The 16774-nt window shown below is 46.5% G+C and carries 12 protein-coding genes; 1 reads left to right on the top strand and 11 read right to left on the bottom strand.

From position 1 onward, the window contains the following. Nucleotides 1–99 precede the first annotated feature (99 nt). The 3 genes from mazG to rlmD form a co-directional block, all read right to left on the bottom strand. Nucleotides 100–906, bottom strand: coding sequence for a nucleoside triphosphate pyrophosphohydrolase (gene mazG, locus GOL65_RS16285; protein WP_140918394.1), 807 nt, complete (start codon nt 904–906; stop codon nt 100–102). A 504-nt stretch (nt 907–1410) separates the two neighbouring features. Continuing rightward, nucleotides 1411–3645 carry a GTP diphosphokinase gene (gene relA / locus GOL65_RS16280; RefSeq protein ID WP_140918395.1) on the bottom strand — a complete coding sequence of 745 codons (2235 nt, stop codon included), beginning with the start codon at nt 3643–3645 and terminating at the stop codon, nt 1411–1413. 31 nt (nt 3646–3676) lie between these two features. Beyond that, nucleotides 3677–4993: a 23S rRNA (uracil(1939)-C(5))-methyltransferase RlmD gene (gene rlmD / locus GOL65_RS16275; protein ID WP_140918396.1), complete on the bottom strand. Its 1317-nt coding sequence runs from the start codon at nt 4991–4993 to the stop codon at nt 3677–3679. Between the two features lie 101 nt (nt 4994–5094). On the opposite strand from rlmD, the gene barA reads away from it, so the two are divergent. Beyond that, nucleotides 5095–7869, top strand: coding sequence for a two-component sensor histidine kinase BarA (barA, locus tag GOL65_RS16270; protein WP_140918397.1), 2775 nt, complete (start codon nt 5095–5097; stop codon nt 7867–7869). An 84-nt stretch (nt 7870–7953) separates the two neighbouring features. Here barA and pdxJ read toward each other — a convergent pair whose 3' ends face one another. From pdxJ to lepA, 8 genes are all read right to left on the bottom strand, one after another. After that, entirely contained in the window at nt 7954–8685 is a 732-nt protein-coding gene (pdxJ, locus tag GOL65_RS16265; RefSeq protein ID WP_140918398.1) for a pyridoxine 5'-phosphate synthase, read from the bottom strand. 210 nt (nt 8686–8895) lie between these two features. Continuing rightward, complete coding sequence (recO, locus tag GOL65_RS16260; RefSeq protein WP_140918440.1) at nt 8896–9639, bottom strand: DNA repair protein RecO; 744 nt, start codon at nt 9637–9639, stop codon at nt 8896–8898. Nucleotides 9640–9650: 11 nt separating this feature from the next. Continuing rightward, on the bottom strand, nt 9651–10577 hold the full coding sequence (gene era, locus GOL65_RS16255; RefSeq protein ID WP_140918399.1) for a GTPase Era: 927 nt from the start codon (nt 10575–10577) through the stop codon (nt 9651–9653). Between the two features lie 218 nt (nt 10578–10795). After that, nucleotides 10796–11836, bottom strand: coding sequence for an IS630 family transposase (locus GOL65_RS16250; RefSeq protein ID WP_140921537.1), 1041 nt, complete (start codon nt 11834–11836; stop codon nt 10796–10798). A gap of 437 nt (nt 11837–12273) precedes the next feature. Further along, nucleotides 12274–12834: a hypothetical protein gene (locus GOL65_RS16245; RefSeq protein WP_140921396.1), complete on the bottom strand. Its 561-nt coding sequence runs from the start codon at nt 12832–12834 to the stop codon at nt 12274–12276. A gap of 82 nt (nt 12835–12916) precedes the next feature. Continuing rightward, nucleotides 12917–13597, bottom strand: coding sequence for a ribonuclease III (gene rnc, locus GOL65_RS16240; RefSeq protein WP_140921395.1), 681 nt, complete (start codon nt 13595–13597; stop codon nt 12917–12919). Nucleotides 13598–13758: 161 nt separating this feature from the next. Then, a complete protein-coding gene (lepB, locus tag GOL65_RS16235) occupies nt 13759–14748 on the bottom strand; it encodes a signal peptidase I (RefSeq protein WP_140921394.1) in 990 nt (329 codons plus the stop codon). 16 nt (nt 14749–14764) lie between these two features. After that, a complete protein-coding gene (gene lepA, locus GOL65_RS16230) occupies nt 14765–16579 on the bottom strand; it encodes a translation elongation factor 4 (protein WP_140921393.1) in 1815 nt (604 codons plus the stop codon). Between the last annotated feature and the right edge of the window lie 195 nt (nt 16580–16774).

Below are 16774 nucleotides of genomic sequence, written 5' to 3'. Positions count from 1 at the left end.
TAGGTTTAAAAGACTAAAATGGAGGTACTAGGACGGGAAAGTAGTATACCAGACCCTTTCCCACACAACAAACGCTGAAATCAGATAGTGAAAATTAATCTATTTTTCTGTCTGATTTTCCAGGATTTTTACCTGTTGCCATGCTGCTTCCATTTCATCCAGCGATGCTTGCTCCATCGATTTTCCTGATTGAGCAACCAATTGTTCTACCTGACGGAAACGACGTTCAAACTTACGATTTGCGGCCTGCAGGGCACTTTCTGCTTTATGCCCCAGATGACGACTCAAGTTAACGGTGGCGAAAAATAAATCACCCAACTCCTCTTCCAGTTTAGACTGGTCGATGACAACTTGCTTAGCCTCATGCATCACTTCATCGATCTCTTCGTACACCTTATCCAACACCGGGCCTAAGGTTGTCCAGTCAAATCCCACTGAAGCGCAGCGCTTCTGAATTTTATGGGCTCGCATTAATGCAGGCAACACTTCCGGAATATCATCCAACACGGAAAACTGCGCTTTCTGAGCCCGTTCCTCACCTTTGCGCTTCTCCCAACCGGCAATCACTTCCTGACTATCGTGTTGAGTTTGAGTATCAAAAACATGGGGATGGCGACGCTCCAGCTTATCGCTGATACTGTTACAGATATCATCAAAATTAAACCGGTTTTGCTCATCCGCCATACGCGCATAAAACACCACCTGAAACAGCAAATCCCCCAGTTCATCACGCAAATCGCCAAAGTCTGAACGTCGGATAGCATCCAACACTTCATAAGTTTCTTCCAGCGTATAAGGCGCAATGGTCTCAAACGTCTGCTGCTTATCCCAAGGGCATCCATTTTCCGGGTCACGTAACCGGTTCATAATATTCAGCAACCGCTGAATCGGAGTAATCTGATCCATTATTTATCTTCTGATTAGTGAAAATACATTCAAAATTATAAATGTATAAAGGGGCTTTAATTGATCTTTTGAGACTGCTAACAAACCTAATAAATCAGCATCAATGGACATTCCGGTCGTAAAATCTAATATGCTTATATTGGCTTAGAGCTCGACCGGAAGACCACCAATACTTGGCTTCAGTGTATGTCGGGCCTGGCCTCCCTACGGGCACTTCGTTGGCTTACGCCAAGTCGACCCCCACGGGAGTCCCTCCCGACAATTGGCTATTTTAAAACACAAAACTGAGCAAAATAATGATACTAATCGAGCTAAACGACGGGAGGGATTGCCGTTGGGGTCGTAGCAGCTTTAGCTGCCGGAGCGCCCCTAGGGAATCCAGGCCCGTCGCACTCCACAGCTGAGTAAAAATTGTTTTCCGGCCGAGCACAAAGGCAATATAAGCACTTTATAATTACGGCCGGAATATCCACAACAGCCAATCAAACAACCTCAACAAAAAGGTTACTTAACCCCCAACCTCTTAGCCTCAATAATATCCGGCAACTGATTAATCCGCGACAGTACCCGATCCAACACCTGCAAATTATACAGTTCGATCTCCATATCAATGGTGGCCATCTGCTTTTTCACATCGCTGCGGCTGGACACGCTCAGTACATTTACTTTTTCGTTAGCCAGAATAGTCGTGATATCTCGCAGCAAACCGCTGCGGTCGTTAGCAACTACTCTGACTACCAGCGAATAACCACTGGAGTAACAGTCACCCCATACCGCCTCCACCAAACGCTCTGGCGCATGATTCTTCAGTTCATTTAACTGATCGCAATCGGAACGGTGAATCGAGATTCCACGCCCCTGAGTGATAAAGCCAACAATATCATCGCCCGGAATTGGCTGGCAGCAACGGGCGATATGGTGCATCAGGTTACCAACCCCTTCTACCACAATCTGGCTGTTATTCTTCGCATTACGCTGCTGAGCATTGGCCGTTTTTTGATTCAGTTGACGCAGAGCTTCACGATCTGCCTCTTCCGCCGTTGGCTGGTTAAATTTGCTTTGCAGGAAATTCACCAGCTGGTTGAGGCGAATATCACCACCGCCAATACCCGCTAACACTTCATCAAAAGAGTGCACGTTATAACGAGGTACCAGCAGCTTTTCCGCATCTTTAAAGCTGATACTCAAACGTTCCAGCTCATCATCTAAAATTTGGCGACCGGCAAGAATATTCTTATCCCGATCCTGCTTCTTAAACCATGCCTGAATTTTAGCTCGTGCTCTGCTGCTGTTAACAAACCCCAGATTCGGATTCAGCCAGTCCCTACTTGGGTTAGGTTGTTTTTGGGTGATAATTTCAATCTGATCGCCCATCTGTAATTGATAGGTGAAAGGAACGATACGCCCACCAATTTTGGCACCGATACAGCGGTGGCCCACATCGCTGTGAATGTGATAAGCGAAATCCAACGGTGTGGAACCGGTTGGCAAATCAATCACGTCGCCTTTTGGAGTAAATACATATACCCGATCGTCAAATACCTGACTTCTGACTTCATCCAGCATTTCGCCGCTGTCAGACATCTCTTCCTGCCAGGCGATCAGTTTACGCAACCAGGCAATACGCTCTTCGTAACCGGAACGGCCTGAAACCGTACTGCCCTCTTTATATTTCCAGTGGGCTGCAACCCCCAGCTCCGCATCTTCATGCATCTGACGGGTACGAATTTGAATCTCTACCGCATGTCCTTTGGGACCAAACACCACAGTATGGATCGACTGATAGCCGTTAGGTTTTGGGTTAGCCACATAGTCATCAAACTCACTGGGCAGATGACGGAAATGAGTATGCACAATACCCAGCGCCGCATAGCAATCCTGCAAACGTTCGACTACGATGCGCACGGCTCGCACATCATACAGTTCTTCAAAGGCCAGTGCCTTTTTCTGCATTTTGCGCCAGATGCTGTAAATATGCTTTGGTCGGCCGTAAATCTCCCCCTGAATACCTTGCTCCTTCATCGAGTCACGCAGGGTTTGCACAAAAGTATCAATATACACTTCACGATCGATACGGCGCTCATGCAATAAATTAGCAATCTGTTTGTATTCTGCCGGGTGCAGATAGCGGAAACAGAAATCTTCCATTTCCCACTTTAACTGACCAATACCTAAACGGTTAGCCAGTGGAGCATAAATGTTAAAACACTCTTTTGCTGCCAGAACGCGGACTTCTTCCGCTTCATCTTTAACTTCACGCAGATGGGCAATACGTTCTGCCAGCTTGATAACCACGCAGCGAAAATCTTCCACCATTGCCAATAACATACGACGAACGTTATCCACCTGGATAGAGGTATTAGACCCATTGTGCGTCGCGTTAAGCTGACGAATGGCATCCATATCCAGTACACCATGTACCAGATTGGCGACCTCACTACCAAACTGCTCTTTGACTGTTTCTTCATCAATAATTTTGGCATCAGCTAATGGAAACAGCAGCGCAGCACGCATGCTTTCATTATCCATGCTGAGGGTAGCCAGAATTTCTACTACCTCCAACCCTCGCCATAACAGAAGGGAAGCATCCGGATTGCCCTGAACCTGCTGCTCACAATACCGCCAGGTCGCTGCCAAACGTTCGCATAATTCGGGGCTACTAATACCCAGACTACCGATCCATTTATCCAGCTCAAATTCTCCGGCTGTATTTAAATGCGCACTTCTTACCGCAACCATAAGGCTTCCTCATTACTGACTACTAAGATACTTAATTTTTAATAAATAACGCCATTGACTCAATATGCCCCGTTTGTGGAAACATATCCAGCATACGCAGTTGGTTTAATTGGTATCCACCTGACAACAGAACTTTACTGTCTTCCACCAGCGTCGGTGGATTGCAGGACACATACACAATGCGTTCAGGGTTTAAACTAACAATTTGTGCCATGGCTTCTGCTGCACCCGCCCGGGCCGGATCCAGTAATACTTTATCAAAACCGTCTCTCGCCCACGGCTGTTGACTAACGTCCTGTTCTAAATTGTGGTGCAAAAACTCAACGTTTGATAAGCCATTTATGCGAGCATTCTGTTGCCCTCTGGCTACCAAGGCCTCCACACCTTCCACACCAGTCACCCGTAAAGCGCGTTTGGCTATGGGTAGGGTAAAGTTTCCCATACCGCAAAACAGGTCCAGAACTCTGTCAGTCGGCTGTAGTTCCAGCCAGGTGAGCGCCTGCTCAACCATTAACTGATTAACACCAGCATTAACCTGAATAAAATCCCGCGGATTAAAGCCAAGGGTTAAACCATCCACCTGATAGTAAGGATCTTCACCAACCAATTGTGTCAGTGAATCACTTTCTCCCGCCAGATAGATGGCTATTTGATGATGTTCAGCAAACTGTAGCAGACGCTGGCAATCAATGCCTGAGAGTGGCGCTAAATGGCGCAGTACCAGCAAAGGTCCATTATCCGCCATCACCAACTCGGCATGTCCCAGCTTCTTCACTACCGAGAGCGCGCTAAGGCAATCTTTTAAAGGAACCAGCAACTGCTCCAGCTCAGGAACTAAAATCGGGCATTCGGTCATCTCGACCAAATCGTTAGAAGCTTTTTGACGAAATCCCATTTGCAAACGCTGTTGTTTCACCTGATATTGCAACCCCAGACGAGCACGGCGTCGATAATGATATCCCTGAGCAAAAATTACCGTCCCCTGAGTAGGATCCAGCCCAGTTTCTCGCTTAAACAGCTGGCTGAGCGCTTTAGATTTGCTACTATGCTGCAAATCTGTGGAAACATGTTGCTGATTGCACCCTCCGCAAATACCATAATGTGAGCAAGGCGGTGTCATTCGCTGCGGGCTCGGCGATAAGATACGGATCGCTTTGGCTTTAGAATAATTTCGTTTATTCTCGTAAATCTGCGCTTCAACCTGCTCCTGAGGAAGCGCACCAGAAATAAAAATAGTTTTTCCGTTATCACGAGCAACCCCCTGCCCTTGAGTATCAAGTTCATGGGGAATAACATTGATGGTTTGTGGTGTCGCCTTACGGCGGCCGGGCGAGTAAAATTGCGCCATAATATCTGAATAAAGATTTCCGTAGTTTATTACTATCTATACAATCGGGTACGTCACTAAGTCGCTAATTGTCACATATTGTCGTCCCATATTGGAACCTTATGACCAAATACAGCCTTCGGGCACGCATGATGATACTGATCCTTGCCCCAACCCTATTAATCGGGCTTCTGATCAGTACCTTTTTCGTGGTTCACCGCTATAACGAGCTACAGGATCAACTGGTTGATTCCGGCTCCAGCATCATCGAACCTCTCGCCATTGCCAGTGAATATGGCATGACGTTCAGCAACCGCGAAGGCGTTCGTCAATTGGTCAGTATGTTACACCGACGCCATTCAAATATCGTGCGTTCTATTGCTGTTTTTGACACTCAAAATCACTTATTAGTGACTTCTAACTTCCATCAGAATTATACCTTATTACAGCTGCCCAAGGGGGCGACAATTCCGGATGATTTAACTGTTACCACCAAAGGGGACTCACTGACCCTCAGAACCCCGATTGTTTCGGAAAATCAACTGCCGGATATGGATGTCAGCCTGGAACCCGGTCACAGCACTCTGGGTTATATTGCTATTGAATTAGATTTACGCACTGTTCGGTTACAACAATATAAAGAAATTTTCGTTGCGACACTGCTGCTTAGCCTCTGCTTATGTATTGCCATGCTGTTTGCCTACCGTCTGATGCGCGATGTGACTGGCCCGATTCGCAACATGGTTAACACCGTAGACCGTATTCGCCGCGGCCAGCTTGATAGTCGGGTCGAAGGCTATATGCTGGGCGAATTGGATATGCTAAAGAACGGCATAAACTCGATGGCCATGTCTCTTGCCGCCTATCATGAAGAGATGCAGCAAAATATCGATCAGGCAACCTCTGACCTGCGGGAAACGCTGGAACAGATGGAGATTCAAAACGTAGAGTTGGATCTGGCTAAAAAGCGTGCTCAGGAAGCGGCCCGAATTAAATCTGAGTTCCTGGCCAACATGTCCCATGAGCTTCGAACGCCGCTTAACGGTGTGATTGGTTTCACGCGTCAAACACTCAAAACATCACTAACACCAACGCAAACTGATTACCTGCAAACCATTGAACGCTCGGCTAACAACCTGCTGAACATCATTAATGATGTGCTCGACTTCTCCAAGTTAGAAGCCGGTAAACTGGTGTTAGAACATATTCCATTCTCACTGCGGGATACGGTAGATGAAACCGCGATTCTGCTGGCTCACAGCGCCCATGAGAAATCTCTGGAACTGACGCTGAACATCAACAATGATGTGCCGGATAATATCGTAGGCGATCCATTACGCTTGCAACAAGTGATCATGAACTTGCTGGGAAATGCCATCAAATTCACCGAACAGGGCAATATTGATATCAATATTGAACTGCGTATGTTGCATGATAATAGTGCCGATATTGAGATTCAGGTTCATGACACCGGCATTGGTATTTCTGAACGTCAGCAATCGCAGCTGTTCCAGGCTTTCCGTCAGGCTGACGCCAGTATTTCTCGTCGTCATGGCGGTACCGGTTTAGGTTTGGTGATTACTCAGCGTCTGGTTAAGGAAATGGGTGGTGATATCTGCTTCCACAGCCAGTTACATAAAGGCTCAACCTTCTGGTTCCACATTAATCTGGAACTAAGCGATCGCTCTATTCTGGGTGATGGCCGCCACCTGACCAAACTGTCAGGTCAACGAATTCTGTATGTCGAAGCTAACCCGGCCGCAACTCAGGCCACGTTAAATATCTTCCAGTCTGAGCCAGTAGAAGTTATTCATTATGATAATTTCGATCAGATTCCGGAAAAACATCAGCAATACGATATCGTTCTGCACGGTGTGCCTATTGCTACCGATGATATTGATAAATACACCAATGGTGTAATGAAGCAGGCGCTATCGCTGTCTGAGCGTCTGATTCTGGCGATTCCAAATCAGCCGCATATGGACGCGGAAACACTGAAACAGGCCGGAGCTCAGGCCTGCCTGTTTAAACCGCTTTCCCGTAATCGACTGTTTAATGCGCTGCTGGCTGCGCAGTCATCGCCTGAACCACAGGTATCAACGAAAACCCACCACCTGCCACTCAGCGTGATGGCTGTTGATGATAATCCGGCAAACCTGAAACTGATTGGCGTACTGCTGGAAGATCTGGTTTCTAACGTGATTCTGTGTCATAGCGGTGAAGAAGCCATCGCTCAGGCGAAAAAGCACGATCTGGATATTATCCTGATGGATATCCAGATGCCGGAAATTGACGGTATTAAAGCCGCTGAACTGATTCGTAAGTTACCAAACCATATCACTACGCCAATTGTTGCTGTCACCGCCCACGCCGCGATTGGCGAGCGGGAACGTCTGATGAATGCGGGTATGGACGACTATCTGGCTAAGCCAATAAACGAAGATATGTTGTTTAATGTGCTGAAAGCTCAGTGCCGCATTCCATTAAGCATTCAGACTAAAGAACCACTCATTCCAGCAAGCCATGTGGAAACCAGACCGGTTAGTGTAGCCTCAACATCTCTGGACTGGGAGCTGGCCCTGCGTCAGGCGGCAAACAAAGAAGATTTAGCTCGTGACCTGCTAATAATATTGGTCGATTTCCTGTCTGAAGTAGAAGAGCGAGTTCAGGCTGTATTGGACGGCAATAAAGATGATGACATCATTAATATCATCCATAAACTGCACGGAAGTTGTAGCTACAGTGGCGTACCGCGCCTGAAACAACTCTGCCAGTATCTGGAAAGCCAACTGCGTAACGGAACGTCAGCGGAAGATTTGGAGCCGGAATGGATGGAGCTGTTGGATGAATTTGAAAACGTCAGAAGAGAGGCGGTGGATTTTATTAAAACAGAGTAAGGAATAAATCAACTATCTCGTGATTCTGTACCTATCGCCCCGCTTATAGCGGGGCGATGTCATTCAAATAGAATAAAAGTAGAGTTACTTTCTCGCAGCCAGCATCAATGCCTTCATATCAGCCACTGCTGCATGTAACCCGGACATCACCGCCTGGCCAATAATGGCGTGTCCAATATTCAGTTCATAAATTTCAGGCAGCGCTGCGATTGCCTGAACGTTATGGTAGGTCAATCCGTGTCCGGCATTTACATGCAAACCTTTACTGGCTGCATAAGTAGCAGCCTGAGCGATGCGCAGCAGTTCTGCTTCACGTTCCAGCTCGTTTTCTGCATCAGCATAGCGGCCAGTATGGATTTCGATAAAAGTAGCACCAACGGCCACGGATGCGTCAATCTGGCGATGGTCCGCATCAATAAACAGGGAGACAGAAATACCCGCTTCTACCAGACGCCCGACTGCCACGGTCATTTTATCGATTTGCCCCGCTACATCTAACCCACCTTCGGTGGTCACTTCCTGACGTTTTTCCGGAACCAGACAGCAGAATGCCGGTTTTATTTCGCAGGCAATATCCACCATCTCATCGGTTACTGCCATTTCCAGATTCATACGCGTCTGAATAGTCTGGCTAAGTAACTTAACATCCCGATCGGTAATATGGCGACGATCTTCCCGCAAGTGAATCGTAATGCCATCTGCTCCCGCCTGCTCAGCGATAAAGGCCGCCTGAACCGGATCGGGATACTGGGTACCACGGGCATTACGTAAAGTTGCGATATGGTCGATATTAACGCCTAACAATAAATCCGACATGACTCCACCTTAAAAGTTAATGAATGCCTTTCCGACGTCAGTGGCTGATATTTTTCATTTTCCAATCGTTTTTAATCACAATCCTGTGTGATATAGCCCCGATGTTCGAAATGGACTAAAAAATCTGTTCCATTCTTTTACCGGATTTAATCAAAAAAGAAAATGAAATCAAAAATTTTAACTGATGAACAGAGTGTAAACCTTTAACTATTACTGGTCGTCAACGGGTAATACTGAGTCGGAGGTAGGTTTCTTAATGGTAAATTGTCGGAACAGCTCGCGGCTTTTCAGCGGCTTTCCACCTAAATAGGGTTTTAGTGCGATGCGGGTAAAACGCTTGGCGGCTTTAAGGGTGTCAACATCAGGAAACTCCCGGTTAGCCAGAGCCTGTAAATCACGGCCGGTAAAAGAGAAATGGTCCACTACCAGACTGGCAATAAATCCTTTTTCTGCCCGATAGCGGTAAGTCATCTGCTCGGTAACGGGCTCACCGCTGCCAGCACAGTGCAGAAAATCAATGCCATATCCCAAATGGCCTAACAGAGCGAGTTCAAAACGACGCAAGATACGTTCAGGCGAGCCAGAAACGCCAGCAAGGGATTGAATGCATTCTAAATAATCGAAAAACAACGAGGAGTATGGTGTTTCGGCTTCCAATACCCTGTCCAGCACTTCATTGACGTAAAGTCCGCTGTACAGTGTCAGGCCAGAGAGCGGTAACGAGAGGGAAACGGCTTCCGCGGCGCGTAACGTTTTAACTCCACCTTTTCCCCCCCAGCGCACTAAAAGAGGCGTAAAAGGCTGCAGGCAGCCTTTTAAAGCAGAACGACGACCGCGGGCGCCTTTCGCCAGCAACTTTATTCTGCCGTGACTTTCTGTAAACAGGTCCAGTAGTAAACTGGTTTCACTGTAAGGTCGTCCGTGCAGAACAAAAGCCCGTTGCCAGCCGTCAATCATGCTTACCTTCAGAGATCGTCGGTATATCCCAGACTGCGTAATGCACGTTCATCATCCGCCCAGCCTGATTTCACTTTCACCCAAAGCTCCAGATGAACTTTGGCTTCAAACATCTCTTCCATATCGTGACGCGCTTCAATACCGATGGTTTTGATTTTTTGGCCTTTATTACCAATAACCATCTTTTTCTGGCCTTCACGTTCGACCAGAATCAGACCATTAATATCGTAGCCACCGCGCTCATTAGTGACAAAGCGCTCAATTTCTACCGTGACTGAATAAGGTAGTTCTTCGCCCAGAAAACGCATCAGCTTCTCACGAATAATTTCAGAAGCCATAAAGCGCTGGGAACGGTCGGTAATGTAATCTTCCGGGAAGTGATGCTCTGCTTCCGGTAGCAGTTTACGCACGATACTGGCAATAGTATCAAGGTTCATGTTCTTCTCGGCAGAGATAGGAACAATATCCATGAAGTTCATCTGCTGGCTTAAGAAAGCCATATGCGGCAGCAGCGCTTCTTTATCCGTAACGTTATCCACTTTGTTGATAGCCAGAATAACCGGACATTTTAAGCTACGCAGCTTATTCACCACCATCTCATCATCTGGCGTCCAGTGGGTACCTTCCACCACAAAGATCACCAGCTCAACATCACCAATTGAGCTGCTGGCAGCCCGGTTCATCAGACGGTTGATGGCGCGTTTTTCTTCAATATGTAATCCCGGGGTATCCACATAAATAGCCTGATAAGGCCCTTCGGTGTGAATGCCCATAATACGATGGCGAGTGGTCTGCGCTTTACGTGAAGTAATTGATACCTTCTGACCCAACAGTTGATTTAGCAATGTTGATTTACCAACGTTAGGGCGACCCACGATAGCGATAAAGCCACAGTATTGCTTATCGGTATCGGTTAATTGTTTATCTGTTGTCATTCCAATCCTAAATATAACGAATTATTTATTCATTAAAATCAATCAATTAATTTTTATGAGTTGATTCTAATGTATTTGCTAATAAGCAGACGTGAGCGTGGTTGATCTTTGCTCAGCGGTTTTCGTTGTGAATGTGGGTAATATTAGCATTGATTGGGGGGGTTTGATATCAGATGCTGGGATGAACGAAGAGTAATAATTAGTCTAAATAACTGCGCCTAATACCGCTCCACTTTCGTTAGCCCATGTTTGTTGCCCGGGAAAGGTGAAGCGGCTTTCATAAATTGTCTGACATTATTCAATAATTGCCACATTGTTCTGCAGTGATGATTGCGCGTGATGGTCTCGTGCAAGGCCAACCATAAGAGTTCTATTTTGTTTACCCACGGAGAGTAAATTGGCTGATAAATAACAGTAAATTTCGGATTATCCTCCAACCATTTCAACGTTTTTTTGCTCTTGTGAATGATGTAATTATCAACGATTAGCGTAATTGTTTTTGCACTGCGATATGTACTTTTCAACTTTCGTAACATATTGATAAATAGACCTGAGTTCTTACTTGTCCCGCTGACGTAGTCCACTCTGCCCGTTCCCGCATGAAGTACTCCGGCAAGGTAATGCTTTTCATTTTTTCCCGGCGTAGGGATTCGTTTTTGCTGTCCTTTTTTCTGCCAGTCAGCGCCTATTTTGGGATTCAAATCGATATCCACCTCATCCTCGTAAAAGACGGGATGGTCAGCGCAGTTTTTTTCTAATGCTTCATTAATCGCTGCCAGTTTTTCATCTTTGAGGGGATCGCGAATATGTAATGTCGGAGCTGCCCTGCGCCAGACAATCCCACCTTCAGGTAGCCAGCGACGGATCGTTCCTGGATGCAAAGTTGAATTAAATAGTTTATTAATTTCAATCGTTAGCATCTCAGTACTCCACCGTGACCGCAGATATCCGAAGTCCTGTGCAGAGCGCTCAACAAGTAAATTGAGCATGCGCATCATCGCCTCAACAGGCCACTTTTTTGGGCGTCCGGGCGGAAGACTTTTCAGGCCTTCGATGCCAAATAGTGTGAACCAGTGAATCCAGCGACCGACGGAGGAACGTGCTGCACACAGGTTTTTAGCGACATAACTGAGTGATTCACCACGATGTAACATCAGCATGGCCATGAGACGTCTGGAATGGTTTTTGTCTGTTGTTTTATGGACAATTTTTTCCATCTGACGTCGTTCATTTCTGGGTATCGGTGCTATGATCGGCATAACTCAGTCCGGTTGGCGATATGTTCTTTTTGGCGATTGATCAGATCGCTCAAACCGGATTGAGTTCCATTCGGTGATCTACTATTAGGCGCAGTTATTTAGTGTGTTTTATTTACGAACAGTATCGTGAACATTTCGCCGCTTTAGATACAGCGACTATCTTAGCATTTGTGTAAGCGTCGAGCAGAGAGGCATTGAGGCGAATGCCCCTCTGCACTCCCCACGCCCGCGCAGCCGACTGTTGACCGCCGCTCTGCGGCGGCAACCTCAGCCAATAAAAAAGCTTACGCACCGGCGCAGAGCCGCTCCCTACGTCGCTGCGCCTCGACCAACATCCATGTTGGTCGTGCTACTTTTTTATTAGCTGAGGCAACATTCGGATGCTTAACTTAATGGACAAAAGACTTAAGGTTAAGGGCTCGTTACTGTTTTATTAACTACAGTCGTCCAAGGCTGGCCGCTACTGTGGCAATAAGCCCAACCAACGTTAAGCCGCTGCCGATAATGATGATGGGAATCAGTGCACCAAGTACAATTGGGCGGGTGTAAGGGGCGACTTCTAATTTAAATTCAGGACGTATTTTTTCCGGCGTGGTGCAGGTGACCTGATATTTTCCAGGTCTGTCACATTGGAAATATCCTAAAGGAAGTGATTTATTGCCACGCATATCTGTACGCCGTACGGTAAACAGATTAAAACGGCCAAAGGGAGTGTATTCGATACTTTGTGCAGAACTGCGTTCTTTAATGGAGAATTTAGCGGAAAAATGAGCCACGCCGACAATAAACTTTAGCGGAGGTATAACCACCGAGATCACATAACGTCCCGGTTCTGAAAGTTCGATCTCTTCTCCCGGTTCAGGCGCAACCTCAAAAACATAGCGAGTTTTAGGTGAAATAATTTTTCGTGCTCGAACAATGGCGATCGCCAGAATTGCACTACCGGCGATAAAACAAACAGGGGCAAGAAAATAAACAAATGGGAGTAGTATGCTCATTGATTATCAATCCTTTGATAAAACACCAGCAAAGAAATTTAACTAATGCGCTCACCTTATTAACATGAGCGCATTGTATCGGCTATTCTAAGCCTAAATGTTTAAGCGCCTGCTCTGCCGCAGCCTGCTCTGCCTTACGACGACTGGAACCAATGCCGATAATTGCATCATCAATACCGCTCACCTGGCAGTGAATGGTAAATTCCTGATCGTGGGCTTCGCCCTTCACTTGCGTCACTAAATAGCTTGGTAGCGGTAAATGACGCCCCTGCAAGAACTCTTGCAGACGTGTTTTAGGATCTTTTTGTTTATCACCCGGGCTGATCTCATCTAAGCGGGTTTGATACCAGGCCAGAATTAATTGCTGAACCCGATGAATATCGCTATCAAGATAAACTGCACCGATTAACGCTTCTACCGTATCAGCTAAAATAGATTCACGGCGAAAACCACCGCTTTTCAGTTCGCCCGGCCCCAGACGCAAGCATTCGCCTAAATCGAACTCTCGTCCCATTTCAGCCAGCGTATTGCCTCGAACCAATGTCGCACGCATACGGCTCATGTCGCCTTCATCAACACGAGGAAAGCGCTGATATAGTGCATCAGCAATAACAAAACTCAGGATAGAATCGCCCAAAAACTCCAGACGTTCATTATGTTTACTGCTGGCACTTCGATGTGTCAGAGCTTGCTGTAAAAGCGATTGCTGTTGAAACGTATAACCCAGCTTTCGCTGTAGCCTCTCAATGATGATGGGGTTCATGCATTACCAACAAATTGTTCCTAACGAGAAAAAATAACGGCCTAGCTTAACGGTTATCCAGCTAAAGCACTACTATGTTATGGCGAGATAATAAAAAATCCGGATCTAAAGGGTTCTAAATCCGGACTATTTACATCTGAGACAGTATAACTTAGAACGAATTAGTGAATTCCGCCAATACGGCTAAAACGAATACCGGTTGGCCACTCACCCTCTTGTTTCTCAAAGCTCATCCAGATCCCTGTTGCTTTACCAACAAAGTTCTCTTCCGGTACAAAACCCCAGAAACGGCTGTCCGCACTGTTGTCGCGGTTATCACCCATCATGAAGTATTTGCCTTCCGGTACAATCCAGGTATTCGCCGGAGCGCCTGGTTGCTGATAATAATCACCTGCGCTGTTCGCTACGCCAGGAATCATTAATGTCTGATGGAACTCATTACCCAATTTTTCGTTACGCTCAACCATATACACACCGCGTAAACCTTCAGCGCGTCCTGCTTCAGTTTTGGTATCGAAGAAACGGGTGGTCATCTGATTTGCACCACCAGCAGAGGGCTCAAAACCAATAAACCAACTGCTTTTCACCAAATCAGAATACTCTAACTCAGCAGCAGGTTTGCACTCGCTACCTGTTGGGCAAGCGGGAGTGATGGTTAGCTTTTTCGAGTTCGGGTCGAAATGAATAGTGTCTCCCGGTAGCCCTACTACACGTTTAATATAATCAATATTCTTATCCAGCGGATATTTGAATACCGCAATATCACCGCGCTGCGGAGTACCGGTTTTCATCAGTGTTGTCTGGGTAATCGGATCTTTAACACCATAAGCGAATTTTTCCACCAGAATAAAATCACCGATCAACAGCGTTGGCATCATTGAACCAGACGGAATCTGAAAAGGTTCATATAAAAAAGAGCGCAGCACAAATACCACTGCCAATACGGGAAACACAGAAACACAGCTTTCAATCCATCCCGGCTGTCTGGCCACTCTGGCTAGCGCTTTACCATCAATCTTTCCGTCGGTCTCAACCCTGAGAGCTTCGATCTTAATGCGTCGCGCAGGCGCCCACTTAAAGCGGTCCAGACACCAGATGATACCGGTCACCAGTGTGGCCACAGCTAAAATTAAGGCAAACATATTCGCCATGCGAACTCCTTATTACTTATTTACCAACGTGAAGAATAGCCAGGAACGCTTCCTGAGGAACTTCAACGTTCCCTACTTGCTTCATGCGTTTCTTACCATCTTTCTGTTTCTGCAATAGCTTTTTCTTACGGCTCACGTCGCCACCGTAACATTTGGCCAATACGTTTTTACGCAATTGTTTGACGGTAGAACGGGCAATCACGTGGTTACCGATAGCCGCCTGAATTGCAATATCAAACTGCTGGCGCGGAATTAATTCACGCATTTTCTCCACCAGCTCACGGCCACGGTTTTGGGAATTATCCCGGTGAGTGATCAAGGCCAGAGCATCTACCCTATCGCTGTTAATCAACACGTCTACCCGTACCATGTCAGAAGTCTGGAAACGTTTAAAACCGTAATCCAGCGAAGCATAGCCACGAGAGGTGGACTTCAGGCGGTCGAAGAAATCCAGAACCACTTCAGCCATAGGAATGTCATAGCTCAGAGCAACCTGATTGCCGTGATACACCATATTGGTTTGTACGCCACGTTTCTCAATACATAACGTAATAACATTACCCAAAAATTCCTGTGGTAATAACATATGGCATTCAGCGATAGGTTCGCGTAGCTCTTCAATATTGTTCAATGGAGGAAGTTTAGACGGGCTGTCGACATAAACCGTCTCACCACTGGTGGTGATCACTTCGTACACTACCGTTGGTGCGGTAGTAATCAGGTCAAGATCGTATTCACGTTCCAGACGTTCCTGAATGATTTCCATGTGCAACAGACCCAGGAAGCCACAACGGAAGCCAAAGCCCAGTGCCGTTGAGTTTTCCGGTTCATAAAACAGAGATGCATCATTCAGACTTAATTTGCCTAATGCATCACGAAATGCTTCATAGTCATCAGAACTGATCGGGAACAGACCCGCATATACCTGAGGTTTAACTTTTTTAAAGCCCGGCAGCGCTTTTTCTGCTGGCTTATGCGCATTGGTCAGGGTGTCCCCTACCGGTGCACCAAGAATATCTTTAATAGCACAAACTACCCAACCTACTTCGCCGCAGCCAAGGGCTTCGGTATCGATCCGCTTTGGTGTAAATATCCCTAAACGGTCTACCCCGTAAGTTTGGCCGGTGCTCATCACTTTGATCTTATCGTTTTTACGCAGTACGCCATTTTTAATCCGTACTAACGACACAACGCCAAGATAGTTATCAAACCATGAATCGATGATCAGTGCCTGTAACGGCTCATCAGCTGAACCTGTCGGTGGCGGAATATCGCGAACTAAGCGCTCCAGCACATCAGGTACGCCCAGACCGGTTTTGGCCGAACAGCGAACCGCATCGGTAGCGTCGATTCCAACAATATCTTCAATTTCCTGAGCTGCACGATCGGGATCCGCAGCCGGTAAATCGATCTTGTTCAGAACCGGAACCACTTCCAGATCCATTTCAATCGCGGTGTAGCAGTTTGCCAGCGTTTGGGCTTCTACCCCTTGTCCGGCATCTACCACCAACAGTGCACCTTCACAAGCCGCCAGTGAACGTGATACTTCATAGGAGAAGTCAACGTGTCCTGGGGTATCGATAAAGTTCAACTGATAGGTTTTACCATCCTGTGACTTATAATCCAGCGTCACACTTTGCGCTTTAATGGTGATGCCACGCTCCCGCTCCAGATCCATAGAATCCAGAACCTGTGCCGCCATTTCACGATCGCTCAACCCGCCACAAATTTGAATAATACGGTCGGACAACGTCGACTTACCGTGGTCAATGTGGGCGATGATCGAAAAGTTTCTTATATTCTTATTTGCTATACTTTTATTATCAGTCATTTACCTAGATCCGGCTGATACAGAAACCCACTGATGCAGGGAATATATTGCAAATCCCCACACAGCAAAAATTCACTTAATCTCTAAACTGGCGGACATTCTACACGTCACCATGACTAAAACATAGCAACATACGCTATCTGCTAACCAGTTAACTGCGCTTGTGACTGTTTTTTTGCCGACGAATTATCACTG

The sequence above is a fragment of the Limnobaculum xujianqingii genome, assembly GCF_013394855.1.
GTDB lineage: Bacteria > Pseudomonadota > Gammaproteobacteria > Enterobacterales > Enterobacteriaceae > Limnobaculum > Limnobaculum xujianqingii.
Note: the sequence above shows the minus strand (reverse complement) of the source record. Positions and strands in the feature narration are given on the sequence as shown.

Coding starts and splice junctions, on each gene's coding strand:
- mazG (WP_140918394.1), bottom strand. CDS start 906: ATGGATCAGATTACTCCGATTCAGCGGTTGCTGAATATTATGAACCGG.
- relA (WP_140918395.1), bottom strand. CDS start 3,645: ATGGTTGCGGTAAGAAGTGCGCATTTAAATACAGCCGGAGAATTTGAG.
- rlmD (WP_140918396.1), bottom strand. CDS start 4,993: ATGGCGCAATTTTACTCGCCCGGCCGCCGTAAGGCGACACCACAAACC.
- barA (WP_140918397.1), top strand. CDS start 5,095: ATGACCAAATACAGCCTTCGGGCACGCATGATGATACTGATCCTTGCC.
- pdxJ (WP_140918398.1), bottom strand. CDS start 8,685: ATGTCGGATTTATTGTTAGGCGTTAATATCGACCATATCGCAACTTTA.
- era (WP_140918399.1), bottom strand. CDS start 10,577: ATGACAACAGATAAACAATTAACCGATACCGATAAGCAATACTGTGGC.
- GOL65_RS16250 (WP_140921537.1), bottom strand. CDS start 11,836: ATGCCGATCATAGCACCGATACCCAGAAATGAACGACGTCAGATGGAA.
- GOL65_RS16245 (WP_140921396.1), bottom strand. CDS start 12,834: ATGAGCATACTACTCCCATTTGTTTATTTTCTTGCCCCTGTTTGTTTT.
- rnc (WP_140921395.1), bottom strand. CDS start 13,597: ATGAACCCCATCATCATTGAGAGGCTACAGCGAAAGCTGGGTTATACG.
- lepB (WP_140921394.1), bottom strand. CDS start 14,748: ATGGCGAATATGTTTGCCTTAATTTTAGCTGTGGCCACACTGGTGACC.
- lepA (WP_140921393.1), bottom strand. CDS start 16,579: ATGACTGATAATAAAAGTATAGCAAATAAGAATATAAGAAACTTTTCG.